Genomic DNA, 16972 nt, shown 5'->3' on the forward strand with positions numbered 1-16972 from the left:
GAATCCTGTGGCAAGGATAGAGCTGAATCGTCACCTTTAAGCTTCTTCGAGGGAACAGCGTAGTGGAAATCCGGCTTTACGCGCTTTTAACCGCGCCCGGTCAACCTTGCTTTCCGCAATCGAATAAGGAAAGGTTCCACAGTAGCCCACCCCTTGAAAATGAATAGTCAGCATAATCTTTTCCGCCTCGGTAGCTGACTTGTTAAACACCTCCTGCAACACGTCGATGACAAATTCCATCGTGGTGTAGTCATCATTGTGCATCAGCACTTTAAACAACGACGGAGTCTGTGTTTTTTTCTCGGTGGCTACCCGACTCCCGATTTTGTTGCTGGTGTTGGTATCTGCGTTTTCCATGGTCTTTGATTCATTCCTGCGCTGAATATTTTGGTCTATCCTAACATAAAACCATTGCCCCAAACAATCGGGCACAGGTTGAAGAAATCAGCCGATATACAAGTTTCTTGTGGATTGGGTTACCCATTTGCTATTTTACCATCTTCACCGTTGCCATTGTTGTTACCAAGGAGTTTTTTGTGTCAATAATCCAAAGTCCGGAAGCACTGATTGTCCTGATTTTTCTTGCCGGTCTTTTGTGCGGGGGGCTGCTGGGAGTGACACTGACTCTGAGGCGTAGTCAACAACGTCTGACCGATGAGCGTCAGGCCCGGGGAGAAGCACTGCAACGCCTGGCGCGGCTTGAAGCACAACTGGAAGCGGAGAAGAACAGTACGCTGGAGAAGCTGGATCTGCTGGAAGAGATCCGTCAACGCTCAGAGAAAAACTTCCAACATCTATCGAGCCAGGCCCTCGCCGCTAACAACCGTAACTTCCTGGATCTGGCTAAAGCAACCCTGGAGCAACACCAGGGTCAGGCCCGCCAGGAACTGGAACAGCGTCAGAGCGCGATCGACCAACTGGTGCAACCGTTAAAGGAAGCATTGACCCAGGTTAATGGCAAAATCGCCCAACTGGAGCAAGCCCGCAGCGGTGCCTATGCCCGCCTGGATGAACAGGTCAAATCCCTGCTCGGCAGTCAGCTCAAACTCGAAGAGGAAACCGGCAACCTGGTAAAAGCCCTGCGCACCCCCACCGTACGCGGCCGCTGGGGGGAAATTCAGCTGCGCAAGGTCGTCGAAATGGCAGGAATGCTGGATTATTGTGACTTTGTGGAGCAGGAATCTTCCGCTGACGGGCGGGCACGCCCGGACATGATTGTCCGACTCCCCAATAGCCGAAATATCGTTATCGATGCTAAAGCACCACTGATGGCCTATCTTGAGGCGATTGAAGCTAACGATGAAAAAACGCAAGCCCAGGCCATGAACCACCATGCCCGGCATATCCGTAACCACATTATTAAGCTCTCGGGCAAACAATACTGGGATCAGTTTCAGCCGACTCCCGAGTTCGTTGTCCTGTTCCTGCCCGGCGAATCCTTTTTTTCAGCGGCCTTGAGCGTCGATCCCGCCCTGATTGAAGCAGGCGTTGAGCGCAAAGTGCTACTGGCCACCCCGACCACCCTAATTGCCCTGCTGCGCTCGGTTGCGTACGGCTGGCGCGAAGACAAACTGACCGCCAATGCCCTGGCTATCAGCCGTCTGGGACAGGAAATCCACGAGCGGCTGGCGACCATGCACCAGCATTTTGAGCAAATGGGCAAAAGTCTGGATAAAGCCGTCGACAGCTACAATAAAGGGATGGCCTCGCTGGACAGCAGAGTACTGGTTACCGCGAGAAAATTTACCGAATTAGGTGCGGCAAGCAGCAAAGAAATAAACGGAGCGATAGCAGTTGAAAAACGCACCAGAACCCCACTGATGGCGGAAGAGGATGAGGAATATCAACCTGAAAGTCCCGGCACCTCACCAGAAAACGGCGATTAAAATCACCCCGAGGACAACACGATAGATGACAAAGGGCTGCATGCCGATACGGCGGATAAACGCCATAAAGTAGTGAATACACGCAAAGGCGCTGACAGCCGACAACAGCACCCCGAGGAGAAGAGCGTTCCAATCGGGAGTTGCGGCAGAACGGAACAGATCCACAAGTTGCAACCCGCCGGCGAGAAAGATCACCGGAATTGACAGCAGAAACGAGAAACGCGCGGCCGCCTCACGATTCAAGCCGAGCAACAAAGCGGCGGTGATGGTAATTCCCGAGCGCGATGTTCCGGGAAATAAAGCCAGGGCCTGGGCGCAGCCAATCAACAGCATCCCCAGCCAGGTTAAACGGTAGACATCGAACTCGCCGCGACGGCGCCAGTCGGCCCACCCCAACAACAAACCGAACGCAATCAAGCCGACAGCAATCAGCAGCGGCGAACGCAGGTGGACCCCGATAAACCCCTTTAAGGTGATCCCCGCCAGCCCCACCGGGATCGTCGCCAGCAACACCCCCCAGGCCAGCCGTGCTGCGGGGGTCACCGTTCCGGTCACCAGGGAGCGGCTCCACTCTGTCGCCATCTGCATCAGATCATGGCGGAAGTAGATCACCACGGCCAGCAGAGTGCCGGCATGGACAGCAATATCAAAGCCCAACCCCTGATCTTGCCAGGGAGTCAACACCGGCACCAGAATCAGGTGGGCTGAACTGGAAACAGGGAGAAATTCGGTGACCCCCTGCAATACAGCAAGAACAATAATCTGAAGAATATCCACCGTTAGCCCTTCATGTCGCCGGTGTTAAAAATTGACACCGCTCTTCTATCCCTTGATCATCCCACTGTCAACAAAGTAACGCCGGCCAGACCTCATTGCAGCACTCAACATATTGCACAATCATCAAATATCCTCTATGGTTTCAACTATGAGTATCTATCTTGATTGTGCCTCGACCACCCCCGTTGAACCCGCTGTAGCACAGATCGTTCGACGGTTCACAGAAGAAGACTACGGCAACGCCGCCAGTCCCATCCACGACTACGGCTGCTTTGCGCGCATGGCAGTCGACCATGCCCGGGGCCAGATAGCTAAACTGGTCAAAACAAGACGCGATGATGTCATCCTCACCAGCGGCGCCACCGAAGCAAACAATCTGGCCCTTCTCGGTTTGCGTGAGTACGGCCTGAAAACTGGTCGGCGCCACCTGATCTGCAGTGCCATCGAACACAAAGCCGTGCTGGAACCGCTTGAAGCCCTGACCAAAACCGGTTTCGAGCTGACCGTGATCCCGGTCGGCAGCGACGGCCGCATTCTCATCGCCGCACTGCGCAAAGCCCTGCGCCCCGACACCCTGCTGGTGTCAACCATGCAGGTCAACAACGAAACCGGGATGATTCAGCCCTTGGCAGAGATTGCCGAGGTCTTGGCTGACCACTCGGCCTTCTGGCATGTCGATGCCGCCCAGGGGTTCGGTAAGGAACTTGACAGTATCACCCATCCGCGCATTGATCTGATCAGTATCAGCGGCCACAAGATTTACGGTCCGAAAGGGATTGGCGCCCTGATTACCCGCAAGCGCCATAGCGAACCGCCGCCGTTAAAACCCTTGATGTTTGGCGGCGACCAGGAACAGGGGTTGCGACCCGGCACCCTGCCGGTCGCTCTAATTGCCGGCCTGGGTGAAGCGGCCCGCTGTGCCCTGCGGGATCATAGCGAGCGGCTGGAAAAAGTCCGCCATATCCGCGCCCGGGCACTGAGCGCGCTGGCACCGCTGCTGCCGGTAATAAATGGGGATCCGGCATACTGCTTGCCCCACGTTATCAACATCTCCCTGCCGGGCATCCCCTCCGTCACCGCCATTCGCGCCCTGGCAAAAGTCATCGCCATTTCCAGCACCTCCGCCTGCACCAGCCATCATACCGCCCCCAGTCACGTTCTCAATGCCATGGGGTGCAGTGAAGCAGAGTCCTCCTCGGCGCTGCGACTAAGCTGGTGTCACCTGACCGACGATGTAGATTGGGATACGGTAGTTACGACATTGAAGCAGTTACAATATCAAAATCCATTCTAAACCACTCATCAATCGAGAAGAACCCATGGTGACTATTGATTGGGATAAGGCTCAATCGGCAACCCACGCTTGAGCCAACCGGGTCCGGCGGAGCTGCCAACCATCCCTTCGCTGATGTTGTAAACCTGACCGAAGCCACGCGCTACCAGCAAACGCTGAACCTGGGTTGTGCGATTGCCGGTGCGACAGATCAGCGCGATCGGCGCATCTGCGTCGCCATCAACCTGATCAAGGATCTCACTGACAAAACCGTCCACGCCACCCGGATGCACCATATTGACCAGCTTCGCATTTCGGGGGACCCCGGTCTGACGCCACTCCTCCGGGGTACGAATATCAATCAGGGTCACATCTCCGGCCGCTACAAGACGCTGCGCTTCGGGGGCCGTCAGTTCAAGATAATCAGCAGAACGGCTAGTCATCAGCACATAAACACCTGCCCCGGTTAGTACGACCACCACCAGTATCCATAATTTCACCGTCATTTCTCCTTCTTTTTGCGGTTATTTCATATTTTCTGAAAATCATATTTTCCCACTCCCTGGATCAACAGATAGCTGACCGGCTCAGTGCCTGCTGCGCTGACCCGATGCGGGCGCCCAACGCTGATTTCACAACGTTCACCCACGCTGAGGACTGTTGTTTCCTGTGGATCTGCAAGTTCGACTTTCATCTCCCCCTGAAGGCAATACATGGTATCAACCACCTGGGTATGAACGTGCCAGGGAACCTCTGCTCCGACCTCAAGAAACATCTGACGGACGCTGACATCGTCAGTCCGGATAATGGTTTTGTCTTTATAAGCCATTTGCCTCTTCCATTCTTAGGGAAGCCATTTTTACCATGCTACTATTCAACGACATAGGCACAGAGGCCACCCTTGGTACGATTTTGTGAACAAAACCCCGTGAACTATTTCTTCAGCAACAGAATAGCACCGCAGCCATACACCGATCTATTCCCACTTGTCGGGCAGTGGCAAGGGCCTGCTCACATGACATGCCAATGCCCTGATGTCGGTTTTTCGTCAAATATTGTAGCTGTTCAGCAGTCGATAAACTGACTCGCGCGATCAATCAGATAGCGGGCGATACTGCGTGATGGTGGCAGGATCGGCAGTTGATCCAACCGGTACCAATCAGCTGCGCACAGTTCCTTATCCCTCAGTTCGATCTCGCCGCCGGCATAGTCTGCGACAAAACCACACATCAACTGACTCGGAAAAGGCCAGGACTGACTGCCCAGGTAACGGATATTGGTAATACTGATACCGGTTTCCTCAAGAGCCTCGCGCGCCATCGCCTCTTCCAGCGATTCGCCAAACTCGACAAACCCTGCCACCAACCCGTAACGCCCGGTAGCCCAGTCTCCCTTGCGGACCAGCAGCAATTGATCGTCGCGCACAAGCAGACCAATGACACACGGGTGAATACGGGGAAAATGATGGGCACCACACTGCACACAGAATTTACCCCACTCACCGGCCAATCGTTCCATTTTGCCGTCGCAGTTGCCGCAGTAGCGACTGGTCATCTCCCAGTGCAGGATCATCAGACCAAGCCCGCCCAGAGAGGACAGGGACGCCGGCAGGGTTGATTCACTTGCCCGCAGATGATGGGACGTAAGCGTTGCCGGCAGGTCGGCATCTTGCGGGACCGCCACCAGACGACAGGGCTGTTCTTGCCACTGCCCCAGATACAGGCTACTACCCGCCAATGATGAAATCGGACAGTCGCCACCGGGAAGCTGTTCCGGCATCCCCTCCAGAGTGAACAGCCGCATCCCCTGCAGCAGGACCCAGACCCCGTCACCTCCGGGATCTCGATCAGGGGTTGACAGTTCAAAATAACCATCAAGACAGGTACGATTAAATGGCAGGGTTGAAATATCCATGGCGCATAGAGATTGATTCAGCATCAGACCCTCTTGTTCAAGGCATAACGCAGCAGGGCGACCTGCGTTTTGGCATCGGTGATCGCTCCTGCAGTAATCATCGCCAAAGCAGTTTCCAGATCAACCACCAGCGGTTCAATAAACTCATCCGGCTCGAGGGCGGTTTCAGTCTGCTCAAGGTCGGTCGCGACAAAGAGATAAATCTTCTCATCACAAAAGCCGATGCTGCTGTAGATAAAGCCCAGGCTCTCCAGCCCGGCGGCGTGATATCCCACCTCTTCCACCAGTTCACGACGCACACAGCCTGCCGGATCTTCGCCCGGTTCGAGGCGTCCGGCGGGGATTTCACAAATGGTATCACCGATGGAGGGGCGAAACTGGCGGATCAGCAGCAAGCGCCCATCAGCCATCACCGGCAGCACGGCGCAGCCGCCCGGATGACGGAGAAATTCAAAGGTCGATTCGCGCCCGTCGGGCATCCGATGCTGTTCGCGGGTAATATCAAAAATGCGTCCCTGGTAAAGCATCTCCTGTGTCAATCTGGTCATTGATATGTCCTTGGCAAATGGGTTTTGATGAAATCAGATACTTGTTACTGGAGATGATAACCTACAGCTGTTCGAGAAATATCTGCAAGGCACGATGATCACCACGGTAATGACAGGGCCATTTTTTCTCGTTGCGCTCTACCAGCCAGGTATCGACCAGAAAAGTCTGCATGCCAACTGCCGTTGCCGCCAGGTCATGACTGCTGTCGTTGCCGACCATCAGGCAACGCTCGGGCGGCACATTGATCAACGCGGCAATTTCTGCAAAGTACCCGGCCTGAGGCTTGCAGTAACGGCTGTTCTCATAGCTGGTCAGATGACGAAACAAACCCTTATCGAGTTCAGCCCAGGCCATCCGCGCCTCGATCATAAAGCGCGGGAACACCGGATTGGTGGCCAGCACCATGGGGATAGCGCGACGGTGGCAATCGTTGACGATTTGTTGGGCCAGAGGAATCGGGTGAACCAGAGGTTGTAATTCATCAAGATGATGCTCGGCGTAATGCGCAAGGCTCTCCAGCACCAGGGACTCGGCAATGCCCAACTGCTGGTTAAGCAGAGTAAACAAGCGCTGTTCATTACTGACCTGACCATCCCCCTCTTCAGTGATCAACCGGCGAATGGCATCCAGCATCGCGCGGGCAAAACGTCGGGGCTTGATATGGGGAGAACAATAAGCAGCGAGGCGCTCCACATAACGGGGGATAAAGTGCTCCATCTGCACCCGCAACAAGGTGCCATCGAGATCAAACAGAATGGCCTCGATCGGCTCAAGACCCTCTCTTCTTTGCATGATATGCTCCATCAAACCGGTTTTTTTCGCCAACTGGAAAAAACCTTAAGCTGACAAGTTTTTTAACACACTCCAGTCGTTATTCGCTATGCTTTCGGTATCTTTATGGGCATTACAACACTTGACGACAGCCCGCTTGGCAGGCTAAAAGTTAGCTTCCATCAACAAACACACCGGTTTAAACAACAGAACGTACCAACAGATTGGCGCTTTGCCACGCTCAACCACCGGGATATACTGGGGATCAATGGACGCCTTCAGAGCTGAAGTAAAAGAACTTAAAATCGGACAGACCATCCGCGACCTGCGCCAGGTTCGAAGGATGACTCTCCAGGATCTGGCCGTAGCCACGGAGCTTTCCAAACCGCTGTTATCGCAGATCGAAAACGACCAGGTGATCCCGCCGTTGGCAACCCTGCTGCGGATTGCCAAAGCGCTGAATGTCCCATTGCAGAAATTTTTTGAAGAGGAAGACGATACCCGCAAATGCCTGGTGGTTAAAGCTGGAGAAGCCGATCGCATGAGCCGTCGCCCGAGTCACGGCGGCAAGCCACAACCCTATTTCTATCACTCCCTGGCCTACGGTAAACAACACAAGCACATGGAGCCCTTCCTGGTGGAATTTGACCCGAGCCGTACGGAGCAATCACAACCGGTGCGCCATCCCGGAGAAGAATTTTTTTATATCCTGGAAGGTCAGGTGGAATTACAACACGGCAACGACACCTACCTTCTCGAAGCCGGCGATTCGGTCTACTGGGACTCCAACGAACCTCACAGTCTGAAAGCTTTAGGTAACGAAATCGCCCGTGGAATTGCAGTACTCTACACCAAAACCTGATCTGCCAGTGTCCAGGCAAGAGCGCCCTTGAATCGATCGATAAAATTGCAACCGGGATTGTAATAATTTGCCGAACCTGTTATTTGTTGCGACGGTTTTTCACTCCACCCTTTAGCCATTGACTGAGCAACAAGGAGAACTATCATGCAGAATTACCGCTGTGTTGTGTGCAACTACATCTATGATCCGGAAGTTGGCGATCCTGACGGTGGTATTGAGCCGGGGACCGCATTTGAAGATATCCCTGAAGACTGGGTCTGTCCTTTATGCGGAGTCGACAAATCGAACTTTGAGCCGGTCTGATCTGTTTAGATCAGTGACTTGAATTGCTAAAAAGGTTCGGCGTAAGTAGCACCGCCGGGCCTTTTCAGTTTAGGATGGGAAAAGTATACAACTGCTATAGATGAGGTTGCTTTGAAACAGAACGGCATCGCCAAACCGGACTGGTTGAAAGTTACATTCCCGGCCGGTGAAAATTATCGCCGCATCGACCAATACCACCGCCTGCAGGGATTAAATTCCGTTTGCCGCAGCGCTGCCTGTCCCAATCAGGGGGAATGCTGGAACAAGGGCACGGCAACCTTCATGATTTTGGGCAACCGCTGCACCCGCACCTGCTCATTCTGCAACATAGGCGACCATCCAACCGAAGCGCCCGACCCCCGGGAGCCGCAAAAGGTCGCCCAGGCGATCGCAGAACTTCGGCTCAACCATGCCGTTATTACGTCGGTGACCCGTGACGACCTGCCCGACGGTGGTGCCGGCCAGTTTGCCGCCCTGGTACGCGAGATCAAAAAGCGCAGCCCACACTGCACCATTGAGCTACTGATCCCTGATCTGCAAGGGGATAAGGAGGCGCTTGCAACGATTTTGCAGGAAGCTCCGCATATCTTGGGACATAATCTGGAAACCGTACCACGCCTCTATCCCCAGGTACGCCCGGAAGCCGACTACCACCGGTCACTCAATGTTCTGACGCACGTACGCACTCTGGCTCCAACGGTCATCACCAAGTCGGGTCTGATGCTGGGAATGGGAGAAGAATACGCCGAAGTAATCACTGCGCTGCACGATCTGCGTGACCATGGCTGCCGGATTGTCACCCTTGGTCAATATCTGGCACCAACCAGGCAGCATTACCAACTCAAACGTTATGTGACCCCCGCCGAGTTCGATGATCTGGCCGCCTACGGCAGACGCCTGGGTTTTGATCATGTCGAAGCCGGCCCTTTGGTGCGATCGTCCTATCATGCTGAAGAACAGTTTAGCGCCGGAAAGGCACAAACGCATGGATAACTTCACCATCGTTCGGCCGGAACACCTGAATCATCACGGCTACCTGTTTGGCGGGGTCATGCTCAAATGGGTTGATGAAAATGCCTGGTTGGCAGCTTCACGCGACTACCCCGGCTGCAATCTGGTAACCATCGGGATGGCCGCATGTCGATTCAAACATCGGGTTAAAAATGGCTCGATTCTACGCTTCAACATGCATAAGAACAATCAGGGAAGAACCTCGGTAACCTATGATGTCAAGGTATATGCCGACGCCCCTGGAGCCCTGAGCGAAGAAGAAGTCTTCAGTACCGCCATTACTTTTGTGCGCCTCGGTGCAGACGGCGAACCTTGCAAACTGCCGCAGCCGGCATAAATAATCGACAAAAAAAAACCGCGAACCCCATTACAGGGTAAAACGCGGCTTGATTGAACGTTGTGCGACATCGACGACTACGCGGGTCAGGCGGTTACATCCAGATTTAAACCTTTGCCGGTCTGCTCGGCGATTTCTAAACGCTGTTGTTCATTGATTTGCATTTGCTCAGTTTTTTCAGTGGTCTTTGTCAATACGTCAAAACCTGCTTGCGTCTTGTTGTTTGTCATATCCTGATTAACCAAACTTGCTGCGGTACCAATTTCTAACGCCATGGGCTGCTCCTTTCATTCATAAAGCCGGAGTTTACCCTAGCAGAATGGCCCACAGCGAGTCAATGAAATATTTAGGCCCTTTAATCTGACTCAACCTTTTATCCCTTTTGATTCGGTCGTTATTGCGGCAAATGATTGACTGCTTTATACTTGTCCGGATTTGAGCAGATATCAACCGTAATAGTTCACTTTTTTTCCTGCTAATGGTGATTAAACAGATGAGCATCACACACAATGTCAGCCCGGAGTGGCTTGAAACCCAGTATCAGCGCTATCAGGAAGACCCGGCACAGGTACCTGCAGAATGGCGCTCCTTCTTCATGGGATACGAATTCGCCGCCACTCGCGATGCGGCAACCGGCGACAATCGACCGGCGGCAGTGCAGGCTCTGATTCGCCGCTATCGGGAGCTTGGTCATATGTACGCCTGTGTCGATCCGCTGACCCCCTGCTCGCTGGATCACCCTTTTTTACGCCTCTCAGCTTTAGGCCTTACGGATGCGGACCTGAAACGCACTTTTTCTGTTATCGACTTTATTCTCGAGCAGGCGTCCCTAAAGGATATTGTTGATATTCTCCAGCAAACCTACTGCCGCACCCTGGGCATTGAGTTTATGCACATTCCGATTCCGGAAGAGCGCAGCTGGTTGCAAAAGCGGGTCGAAACCAACAGTAACAAACCAGAGGTTCCGCTGGAGAAAAAACTTGCCATTTATCATGCCCTACTCAAGGCCACCAGGTTCGAGAGCTTTCTTCACCGTAAATTTGTTGGCCAGAAACGCTTCTCCCTGGAAGGAGGGGAATCGGTTATTCCCTTGCTTGATCATATTGTTGAGCGTGCGGCGCAAAATTCCATTGAACAGATTGTCATCGGCATGGCCCACCGCGGGCGCCTCAATGTTCTCGCCAACATTTTTGAAAAACCGCTGGAGAACATGTTTGCTGAGTTTGGTGACAACGCCTGCTACCAGATCGTTGGTGAAGGGGATGTCAAATACCACAAGGGTTACACCGCTTACCGCAAAGTAGCCGGCCGTGAAATCCGCATCTCCCTGGCCTCCAACCCCAGCCACCTCGAGGCGGTCAATCCGGTGGTTGAAGGCAAGGCCCGGGCCCGCCAGGATCGCCACCCCAAAGACGGTCGCCGCCATATCATGCCCCTATTGATCCATGGCGATGCCGCCTTTGCCGGTCAGGGAATGGTCACCGAAACCCTCAATCTGTCGCAACTCGATGGGTACAAGACCGGCGGCACTCTCCATCTGGTCATCAACAACCAAATCGGCTTTACCACGGCCCCAACCGATTCTCGCTCAACCATCTATGCCACCGACGTTGCAAAAATGCTCAATGTGCCGATTTTCCACGTCCATGGTGATGATCCCGAAGCGCTGATTCAAGCTGCCAACATCGCCCTTGATTATCGTCAGCGCTACCGCAGGGATGTCGTTATTGAGATGATCTGCTACCGCCGCCACGGTCACAATGAAGGCGACGAGCCCTTTTTCACCCAGCCGCTGATGTACGAAAAAATCCGCAATCATCCACCGACGGCCGAGATATATAAAAACCAGCTGCTCATGGAAGGGGTCAGCGAGGACAAGCTTGACCAGATCAGCACGGCGGTTGACAATCGCCTTGAGGAAGCCTTGGAGCGTCAGGTGTGCGGCCTCCACGAAATCTTCCTTAAGCAGTGGTCACACATCTCCCGCAATTTCAGCTTTGACCGGGTAGCGACCGGGGTAGCCCGGCAGACACTGATTGATCTGAGCAGTCGCCTGACAACCATTCCTGCTGATTTTTCAGCCCACCGTAAAATCAGTGCGCTGCTAAAAAAACGCCATGCCTTAATCACTGAAGACAAAGGGATGGACTGGGGTACGGTCGAAGCCCTGGCCTTTGCCAGTCTGGTTCACGAAAGCACCTCAATCCGGTTGTCGGGTCAGGACTCACGCCGTGGCACCTTTAACCATCGTCATGCGACCCTCTACGATACTAAGGCAGCGGTTAAGTATACGCCTCTGGCCGAAATCGCCAAAAACGCCGGGGCCCGTTTTGACGCGTACAATAGTCTGCTGTCGGAAGCTGCCGTGCTCGGCTTCGATTACGGTTATTCGGTTGAAACCCCCGACGACCTGACTATCTGGGAGGCCCAGTTCGGTGATTTTGCCAACGGTGCCCAGGTGATTATCGACCAGTTTATCGCCAGCAGCCTGGCCAAATGGGATCGCCCCACCGGCATCACCCTGTTTTTACCTCACGGGTACGAAGGGCAAGGTCCGGAACACTCGAGCGCGCGCATCGAGCGCTTTTTACAACTCTGTGCCGACAACAACATGATCATTGCCAACCCCAGTACACCGGCACAACTGTTCCACCTGCTCCGTCGCCAGGCACGTCACCGCTACCGCCGTCCCCTGATCATTTTTACCCCCAAGGCATTGTTGCGGCACCCGGCCTGTGTATCTTATCTGGCTGATCTGGAAACGGGTCATTTTGCCGAAGTACTGCCGGATCCGCAACCGGTCAAAAAATGCCGCCGGGTCCTGTTATGTTCAGGAAAAATCTATTACGAACTGGCTGAGCGCCGGGACGAAGGCAAGCACAAGGATGTTGCCATCGTCCGCATTGAACAGCTCTTCCCCTTACATACTGAGCTGTTGCAGGAGATTCTCAGCACCTATCCGAACAAGGCTGAATATTACTGGGTTCAGGAAGAAATCGCCAACGCCGGTGGCTGGGATCATCTGCGGCCACGTCTGCGGGAGCTTATTGGCAAGGAACCGGTCTATGTCGGGCGCAAACCCTCTGCCAGCACTGCCGTCGGTTCGCATCGAATCCATAAGGAAGAACAGGACCAGATTCTTTTCAATGCCTTTGCAGCCCCAAAATAGAGGTTAAATTATGGAAATCAAGGTACCCCAGGTTGGCGAGTCAATCGTCGAAGCGGAAATTGCTGAATGGCTCAAAAAGGATGGTGACTACGTAGAAAAAGATGACCTGCTGTTAGAACTCGAAACCGAGAAGGTCAATGTTGAACTGAACGCCGAAGCCTCCGGAACGTTGACCATCCTTGCTCAGGATGGCGAGACGGTGAAAATTGGTGCGGTCATTGGACGGATCGATACTTCCGCACAAAAAACGGACAGGGCACAGGATGCGGATAGCGATAAAGAGCCCCAGCAAGAGGAAAAGACCACTGACAAAGAGACCCCTGTGGGTAAGGAAGAGAAAAAAGAGGCTAAAAGCAGCGAAAAGCCGATGAATCCGGCGGTGCCGAAAATTGCTGCTGAACGCGGCATCGATCCCCAGCAAATCAAAGGCAGTGGCCGCGACGGACGGGTTCTGGTTGATGACATTCCGGCCGAGGCCGAGCAGAAAGATCAATCGGAAGAACCGCAAAAACCAGCAGATACAAAGACCCAACCGGCAACCAAACCAGGCGCTGACCGCACCGAGCGAACTGAGCGCGTGGCGATGTCCCGCATTCGCCGCAAGATTGCTGAACACCTGCTCAAAGCTACGCAGGAAACGGCCATGCTCACCACCTTCAACGATGCCGACATGAGCCGGGTGATCGCCCTGCGCACCAGCTACAAAGAGGCTTTCCTGAAAAAGTATGATGTTCCTTTGGGCTTCATGTCATTTTTTGTCAAAGCCTGCGCCGAAGCCCTGAAAAATTATCCAGAAGTTAACGCCAGCATCGATGGCAGCGATATTCTTTACCATCACTATCGCGACATCGGTGTGGCCGTCGGCAGCAAGCGCGGCCTGGTGGTGCCGGTGATTCGCGACGCCGATCACCTCAGGTTTGATGAAATCGAAACCACCATCCGCGATCTAGCCGCCCGTGCTGACAGCGGCAAGCTGAGCCTGGACGAGCTGGAAGGAGGGACCTTCACCATCTCCAACGGCGGTATTTACGGCTCGGTGCTCTCCACGCCCCTGCTTAACCCGCCACAGAGTGCCATCCTCGGCATGCACGCGATCCAGGAGCGTGCGGTGGTACGTGACGGCGAGATCGTCATCCGTCCAATCATGAACCTGGCGCTCAGTTATGATCATCGCATCATTGACGGACAACAGGCGGTGAGCTTTTTAAAACAGGTTAAAACCTACATCGAAGCACCGGAAACATTACTGCTGAAGCTATAATGCGCCACGTCCCCTTAAAACTTACGGGTTAAGGAGTTTAATTATCCATGTCTGATACACATTATGATCTGATCGTTATCGGCGCCGGCCCAGGCGGTTACGTCGCCGCCATCCGTGCCGCACAGTTGGGATTCAACGTCGCTCTGGTGGAAAAGCGCGACACTCTGGGTGGGGTTTGCCTTAATGAAGGATGTATTCCGAGCAAGGCGTTGCTTGAATCAAGTGAACATTTTGCCCGCACCCGTCACGAACTGGCAGAACACGGTGTCGATGTCGGTGAGGTCAAACTGAACCTGAAACAGATGATGACCCGCAAAGAGGAGATCGTCAGCAAGCTGACCGGCGGCATTGCCGGGCTGATGAAAAAAAACAAAATCAAGGTTTATCAGGGGGCGGCCAAACTGTTGCCTAAAGATGGCGATACCTGCCGGGTGACCATCCGGGCGGACAAGGAGCAGGAACTTAGCGCCAAAAGGATCCTGCTCGCCACCGGCAGTGAAGCCATCGAACTGAAGCACCTCCCTTTTGATGGCGATAAAATCATCAACGCCCGTGATGCCCTGAGCCTGACGGACGTACCAAAGCGCCTGCTGGTAGTCGGAGGTGGCGTGATCGGCCTGGAGATGGGCTCGGTCTGGAGTCGCCTCGGCGCCCAGGTCACGGTGGTGGAAATGCTGCCCCAGATTCTGCCGCAAACCGACCCCCAAATCGCTCAAACCCTGCAGCGCAGTTTAAAAAAACAGGGGCTTGACATCCGTCTGAAGACCCGTCTGGATAAAATTGCTGTGGCTGACAAAGAGATTACCGCTACCTTGAATGCTGATGACAAACTGGAAGAGGTCATCTGCGACAAAATCCTGGTCGCCGCTGGGCGCCGCGCTCGTACCGATGACTTGAATCTGGAAGTGGTCGATTTACAACCCAACAAGGCCGGGCAGCTTGATATTGATGAAAATTTCCAAACGACAACACCAGGCATTTATGCCATTGGAGATCTGGTCGCAGGCCCGATGCTGGCCCATAAAGCCAGTGATGAAGGGGTCGTCTTTGCCGAACGTCTGGCGGGTCAGGCGGCAACCATCAACTATCCGGGCATCCCTGCCGTCACCTACACCTGGCCGGAGGTGGCTTCGGTCGGCCATACCGAGGAGCAACTCAAGAACAAGGGGATCACGTTCAACGCCGGCAAATTCTTCTTTAACGCCAATGGCCGTGCCCTGTGCAGCGGCATGAGCGATGGGTTCATCAAGGTCCTGGCCACTCCTGACAGCGGACGGATTCTTGGCGTCCACATTGTCGGACCCCACGCCTCGGAACTGATTGCCCCGGCGGCAACCGTCTATTCCTTTGGCGGCAGCATCCATGATCTGGCCGTTACCTCATTTGCTCATCCAACCCTGTCGGAAACGTTTAAAGAGGCTGCACTGGCCGTTAACAAAGAAGCTATTCATGCCTGATAGAAATCCATGGTAAGACTGCTCTGTTAACCACCAAATGAAAACACCAACTGCACCTGATAAAGGATCAAGCATTGAAATCGTTTAAAAAACTGCTACTTGTCGTCGTACTGATCGCCCTGATCATCGCCGCTATCGCCTATTTTCGTGACACCGCTCCACCCCAGGTTGCTTTGACTCCGGCCAGCGGACCGGTCTCGCCGGCGACCCCCTTAAACCTGTTGGTCGGTGATGAAGGCACAGGACTTAAAGAGGTCGATGTTTATCTGGTCCAGGGAGAGCTGCGTGTTTTGTTAAGTCGCCAGGAGTTTCCAGCGCCACGGGAACAGGAGACCATCGAGCTGAGCCTGGAAGGTCTGCGCCTGCGCGAAGGAGCTTTCACCATCGAAGTCACGGCCACCGATCAAGCCATCTACCGCTTAGGTAAAGGCAACACAGCTCAAGAAGTAGTTGAACTGATCTATGACTCCCGCCCACCGGCAATCTCGGTGATCAGTCGTGCCCACAATTTTACCCGTGGTGGTGCCGGGCTGGTCACCTATTCCCTGGATGAGCCCGTCAAACGCACCGGGATTGTCTTCGGCGAGCACTTCTTCCCGGCGTTTCAACAATCGTCAGGCAGGTATGTCAGTGCTGTGACCTTCCCCTACTATCTGGATCCCAAGGAATTTGTTCCACGGATAGTCGCTGTCGACCTCGCTGACAATGAACGCCAGGCCGGCATTTATTACCGTGCCAACAACCAGCAGTTTCGCCAGCGTCAGATTAACATCAGCGACAGTTTTCTCGACATGACCCTGCCTGAATTTACCCATCAGGTACCAAAGTTCGATACCCCACTGGAGACATTTCTCTACATCAACCAACAGATCCGCAAAGAAAATCGTGCCGCAGTAGCTGCCCTGGCGGCAGAAACTGCCGGCGAGCCGCTATGGGAAGGGGTCTTCCTGCGCCAACCAAGAGCGGCGCCATTGGCGCTTTTTGCCGATCACCGCACCTATTTATATAAAGACAAAGAGATCGACCGCACCGTTCACCTCGGCTATGACCTGGCGTCGATTGCTCAGGATGACATTGTTGCCGCTAACACCGGGAAGGTTGTCTTCAGTGATTTTCTCGGCATCTACGGACTCTGTATCGTCATTGATCACGGCATCGGCATCCAGACCCTCTACGCCCACTTGAGTCAGAGTCAGGTTGAGGTTGGTCAGCAGGTGCGTCGTGGCGACGTCATTGGCCGCAGTGGCGTCACCGGCCTGGCCGGGGGGGATCATCTACATTTTGAAGTTCTGGTTAACGGCATTCCGGTGCAGCCGATCGAGTGGTGGGATGCCAACTGGCAGCACAACAACATCGACAGTAAACTGCAAGTGGAATAATTGTTTTGCCGGCTCTTGCGGCC

General features: G+C 54.0%; 18 protein-coding genes. 10 read left to right on the forward strand and 8 right to left on the reverse strand.

Annotated elements, in window-relative coordinates:
• Window positions 1–36 precede the first annotated feature (36 nt).
• A complete protein-coding gene (locus ICT70_RS03270) occupies window positions 37–357 on the reverse strand; it encodes an ATP-dependent Clp protease adaptor ClpS (RefSeq protein ID WP_191153960.1) in 321 nt (106 codons plus the stop codon).
• A gap of 179 nt (window positions 358–536) precedes the next feature.
• Here ICT70_RS03270 and ICT70_RS03275 point away from each other — a divergent pair, with 179 nt between their 5' ends.
• Window positions 537–1886 carry a DNA recombination protein RmuC gene (locus ICT70_RS03275; protein WP_337906597.1) on the forward strand — a complete coding sequence of 450 codons (1350 nt, stop codon included), beginning with the start codon at window positions 537–539 and terminating at the stop codon, window positions 1884–1886.
• Here the strand turns inward: ICT70_RS03275 and ICT70_RS03280 are convergent.
• Entirely contained in the window at window positions 1866–2663 is a 798-nt protein-coding gene (locus tag ICT70_RS03280) for an undecaprenyl-diphosphate phosphatase (RefSeq protein WP_191153961.1), read from the reverse strand. The genes ICT70_RS03275 and ICT70_RS03280 overlap by 21 nt on opposite strands.
• Window positions 2664–2811: 148 nt before the next feature.
• Between ICT70_RS03280 and ICT70_RS03285 the strand changes: the two genes are divergently transcribed.
• A complete protein-coding gene (locus ICT70_RS03285; RefSeq protein ID WP_191153962.1) occupies window positions 2812–3957 on the forward strand; it encodes a cysteine desulfurase family protein in 1146 nt (381 codons plus the stop codon).
• A 32-nt stretch (window positions 3958–3989) separates the two neighbouring features.
• Here the strand turns inward: ICT70_RS03285 and ICT70_RS03290 are convergent, their stop codons facing one another.
• From ICT70_RS03290 to ICT70_RS03310, 5 genes are all read right to left on the reverse strand, one after another.
• Complete coding sequence (locus tag ICT70_RS03290) at window positions 3990–4436, reverse strand: rhodanese-like domain-containing protein (protein WP_337906599.1); 447 nt, start codon at window positions 4434–4436, stop codon at window positions 3990–3992.
• Between the two features lie 29 nt (window positions 4437–4465).
• Window positions 4466–4765: a cupin domain-containing protein gene (locus tag ICT70_RS03295; RefSeq protein ID WP_191153964.1), complete on the reverse strand. Its 300-nt coding sequence runs from the start codon at window positions 4763–4765 to the stop codon at window positions 4466–4468.
• A gap of 236 nt (window positions 4766–5001) precedes the next feature.
• Window positions 5002–5874 (reverse strand): NAD(+) diphosphatase, encoded by an 873-nt coding sequence (gene nudC, locus ICT70_RS03300; RefSeq protein ID WP_191153965.1) that lies wholly within the window; start codon window positions 5872–5874, stop codon window positions 5002–5004.
• Window positions 5874–6398, reverse strand: coding sequence for an NUDIX domain-containing protein (locus ICT70_RS03305; protein WP_191153966.1), 525 nt, complete (start codon window positions 6396–6398; stop codon window positions 5874–5876). Before ICT70_RS03305 ends, nudC begins: the two co-directional genes overlap by 1 nt.
• A gap of 61 nt (window positions 6399–6459) precedes the next feature.
• Entirely contained in the window at window positions 6460–7191 is a 732-nt protein-coding gene (locus tag ICT70_RS03310; protein WP_191153967.1) for an HAD family hydrolase, read from the reverse strand.
• A gap of 247 nt (window positions 7192–7438) precedes the next feature.
• On the opposite strand from ICT70_RS03310, the gene ICT70_RS03315 reads away from it, so the two are divergent.
• The 4 genes from ICT70_RS03315 (at window position 7439) to ICT70_RS03330 (ending at window position 9683) form a co-directional block, all read left to right on the forward strand.
• Window positions 7439–8032, forward strand: a complete 594-nt coding sequence (locus ICT70_RS03315; protein ID WP_191153968.1) for a helix-turn-helix domain-containing protein — start codon at window positions 7439–7441, stop codon at window positions 8030–8032.
• Window positions 8033–8176: 144 nt separating this feature from the next.
• A complete protein-coding gene (gene rd, locus ICT70_RS03320; protein WP_191153969.1) occupies window positions 8177–8335 on the forward strand; it encodes a rubredoxin in 159 nt (52 codons plus the stop codon).
• A gap of 111 nt (window positions 8336–8446) precedes the next feature.
• Window positions 8447–9328, forward strand: a complete 882-nt coding sequence (gene lipA, locus ICT70_RS03325; RefSeq protein WP_191153970.1) for a lipoyl synthase — start codon at window positions 8447–8449, stop codon at window positions 9326–9328.
• Window positions 9321–9683, forward strand: coding sequence for an acyl-CoA thioesterase (locus ICT70_RS03330; protein ID WP_191153971.1), 363 nt, complete (start codon window positions 9321–9323; stop codon window positions 9681–9683). The genes lipA and ICT70_RS03330 overlap by 8 nt, the downstream gene beginning before the upstream one ends.
• Window positions 9684–9769: 86 nt before the next feature.
• On the opposite strand, the gene ICT70_RS03335 is transcribed toward ICT70_RS03330, so the two are convergent.
• Window positions 9770–9958: a hypothetical protein gene (locus ICT70_RS03335; RefSeq protein ID WP_191153972.1), complete on the reverse strand. Its 189-nt coding sequence runs from the start codon at window positions 9956–9958 to the stop codon at window positions 9770–9772.
• Between the two features lie 218 nt (window positions 9959–10176).
• Between ICT70_RS03335 and ICT70_RS03340 the strand changes: the two genes are divergently transcribed.
• From ICT70_RS03340 to ICT70_RS03355, 4 genes are all read left to right on the forward strand, one after another.
• Complete coding sequence (locus ICT70_RS03340) at window positions 10177–12852, forward strand: 2-oxoglutarate dehydrogenase E1 component (protein ID WP_191153973.1); 2676 nt, start codon at window positions 10177–10179, stop codon at window positions 12850–12852.
• A gap of 10 nt (window positions 12853–12862) precedes the next feature.
• Window positions 12863–14113 carry a 2-oxoglutarate dehydrogenase complex dihydrolipoyllysine-residue succinyltransferase gene (gene odhB / locus ICT70_RS03345; protein WP_191153974.1) on the forward strand — a complete coding sequence of 417 codons (1251 nt, stop codon included), beginning with the start codon at window positions 12863–12865 and terminating at the stop codon, window positions 14111–14113.
• A 47-nt stretch (window positions 14114–14160) separates the two neighbouring features.
• Window positions 14161–15570: a dihydrolipoyl dehydrogenase gene (lpdA, locus tag ICT70_RS03350; protein WP_191153975.1), complete on the forward strand. Its 1410-nt coding sequence runs from the start codon at window positions 14161–14163 to the stop codon at window positions 15568–15570.
• Window positions 15571–15644: 74 nt separating this feature from the next.
• On the forward strand, window positions 15645–16949 hold the full coding sequence (locus ICT70_RS03355; protein ID WP_191153976.1) for a M23 family metallopeptidase: 1305 nt from the start codon (window positions 15645–15647) through the stop codon (window positions 16947–16949).
• Window positions 16950–16972: the final 23 nt, after the last annotated feature.

This window comes from Pelovirga terrestris (assembly GCF_014773365.1).
Taxonomy (GTDB): domain Bacteria; phylum Desulfobacterota; class Desulfuromonadia; order Desulfuromonadales; family Geopsychrobacteraceae; genus Pelovirga; species Pelovirga terrestris.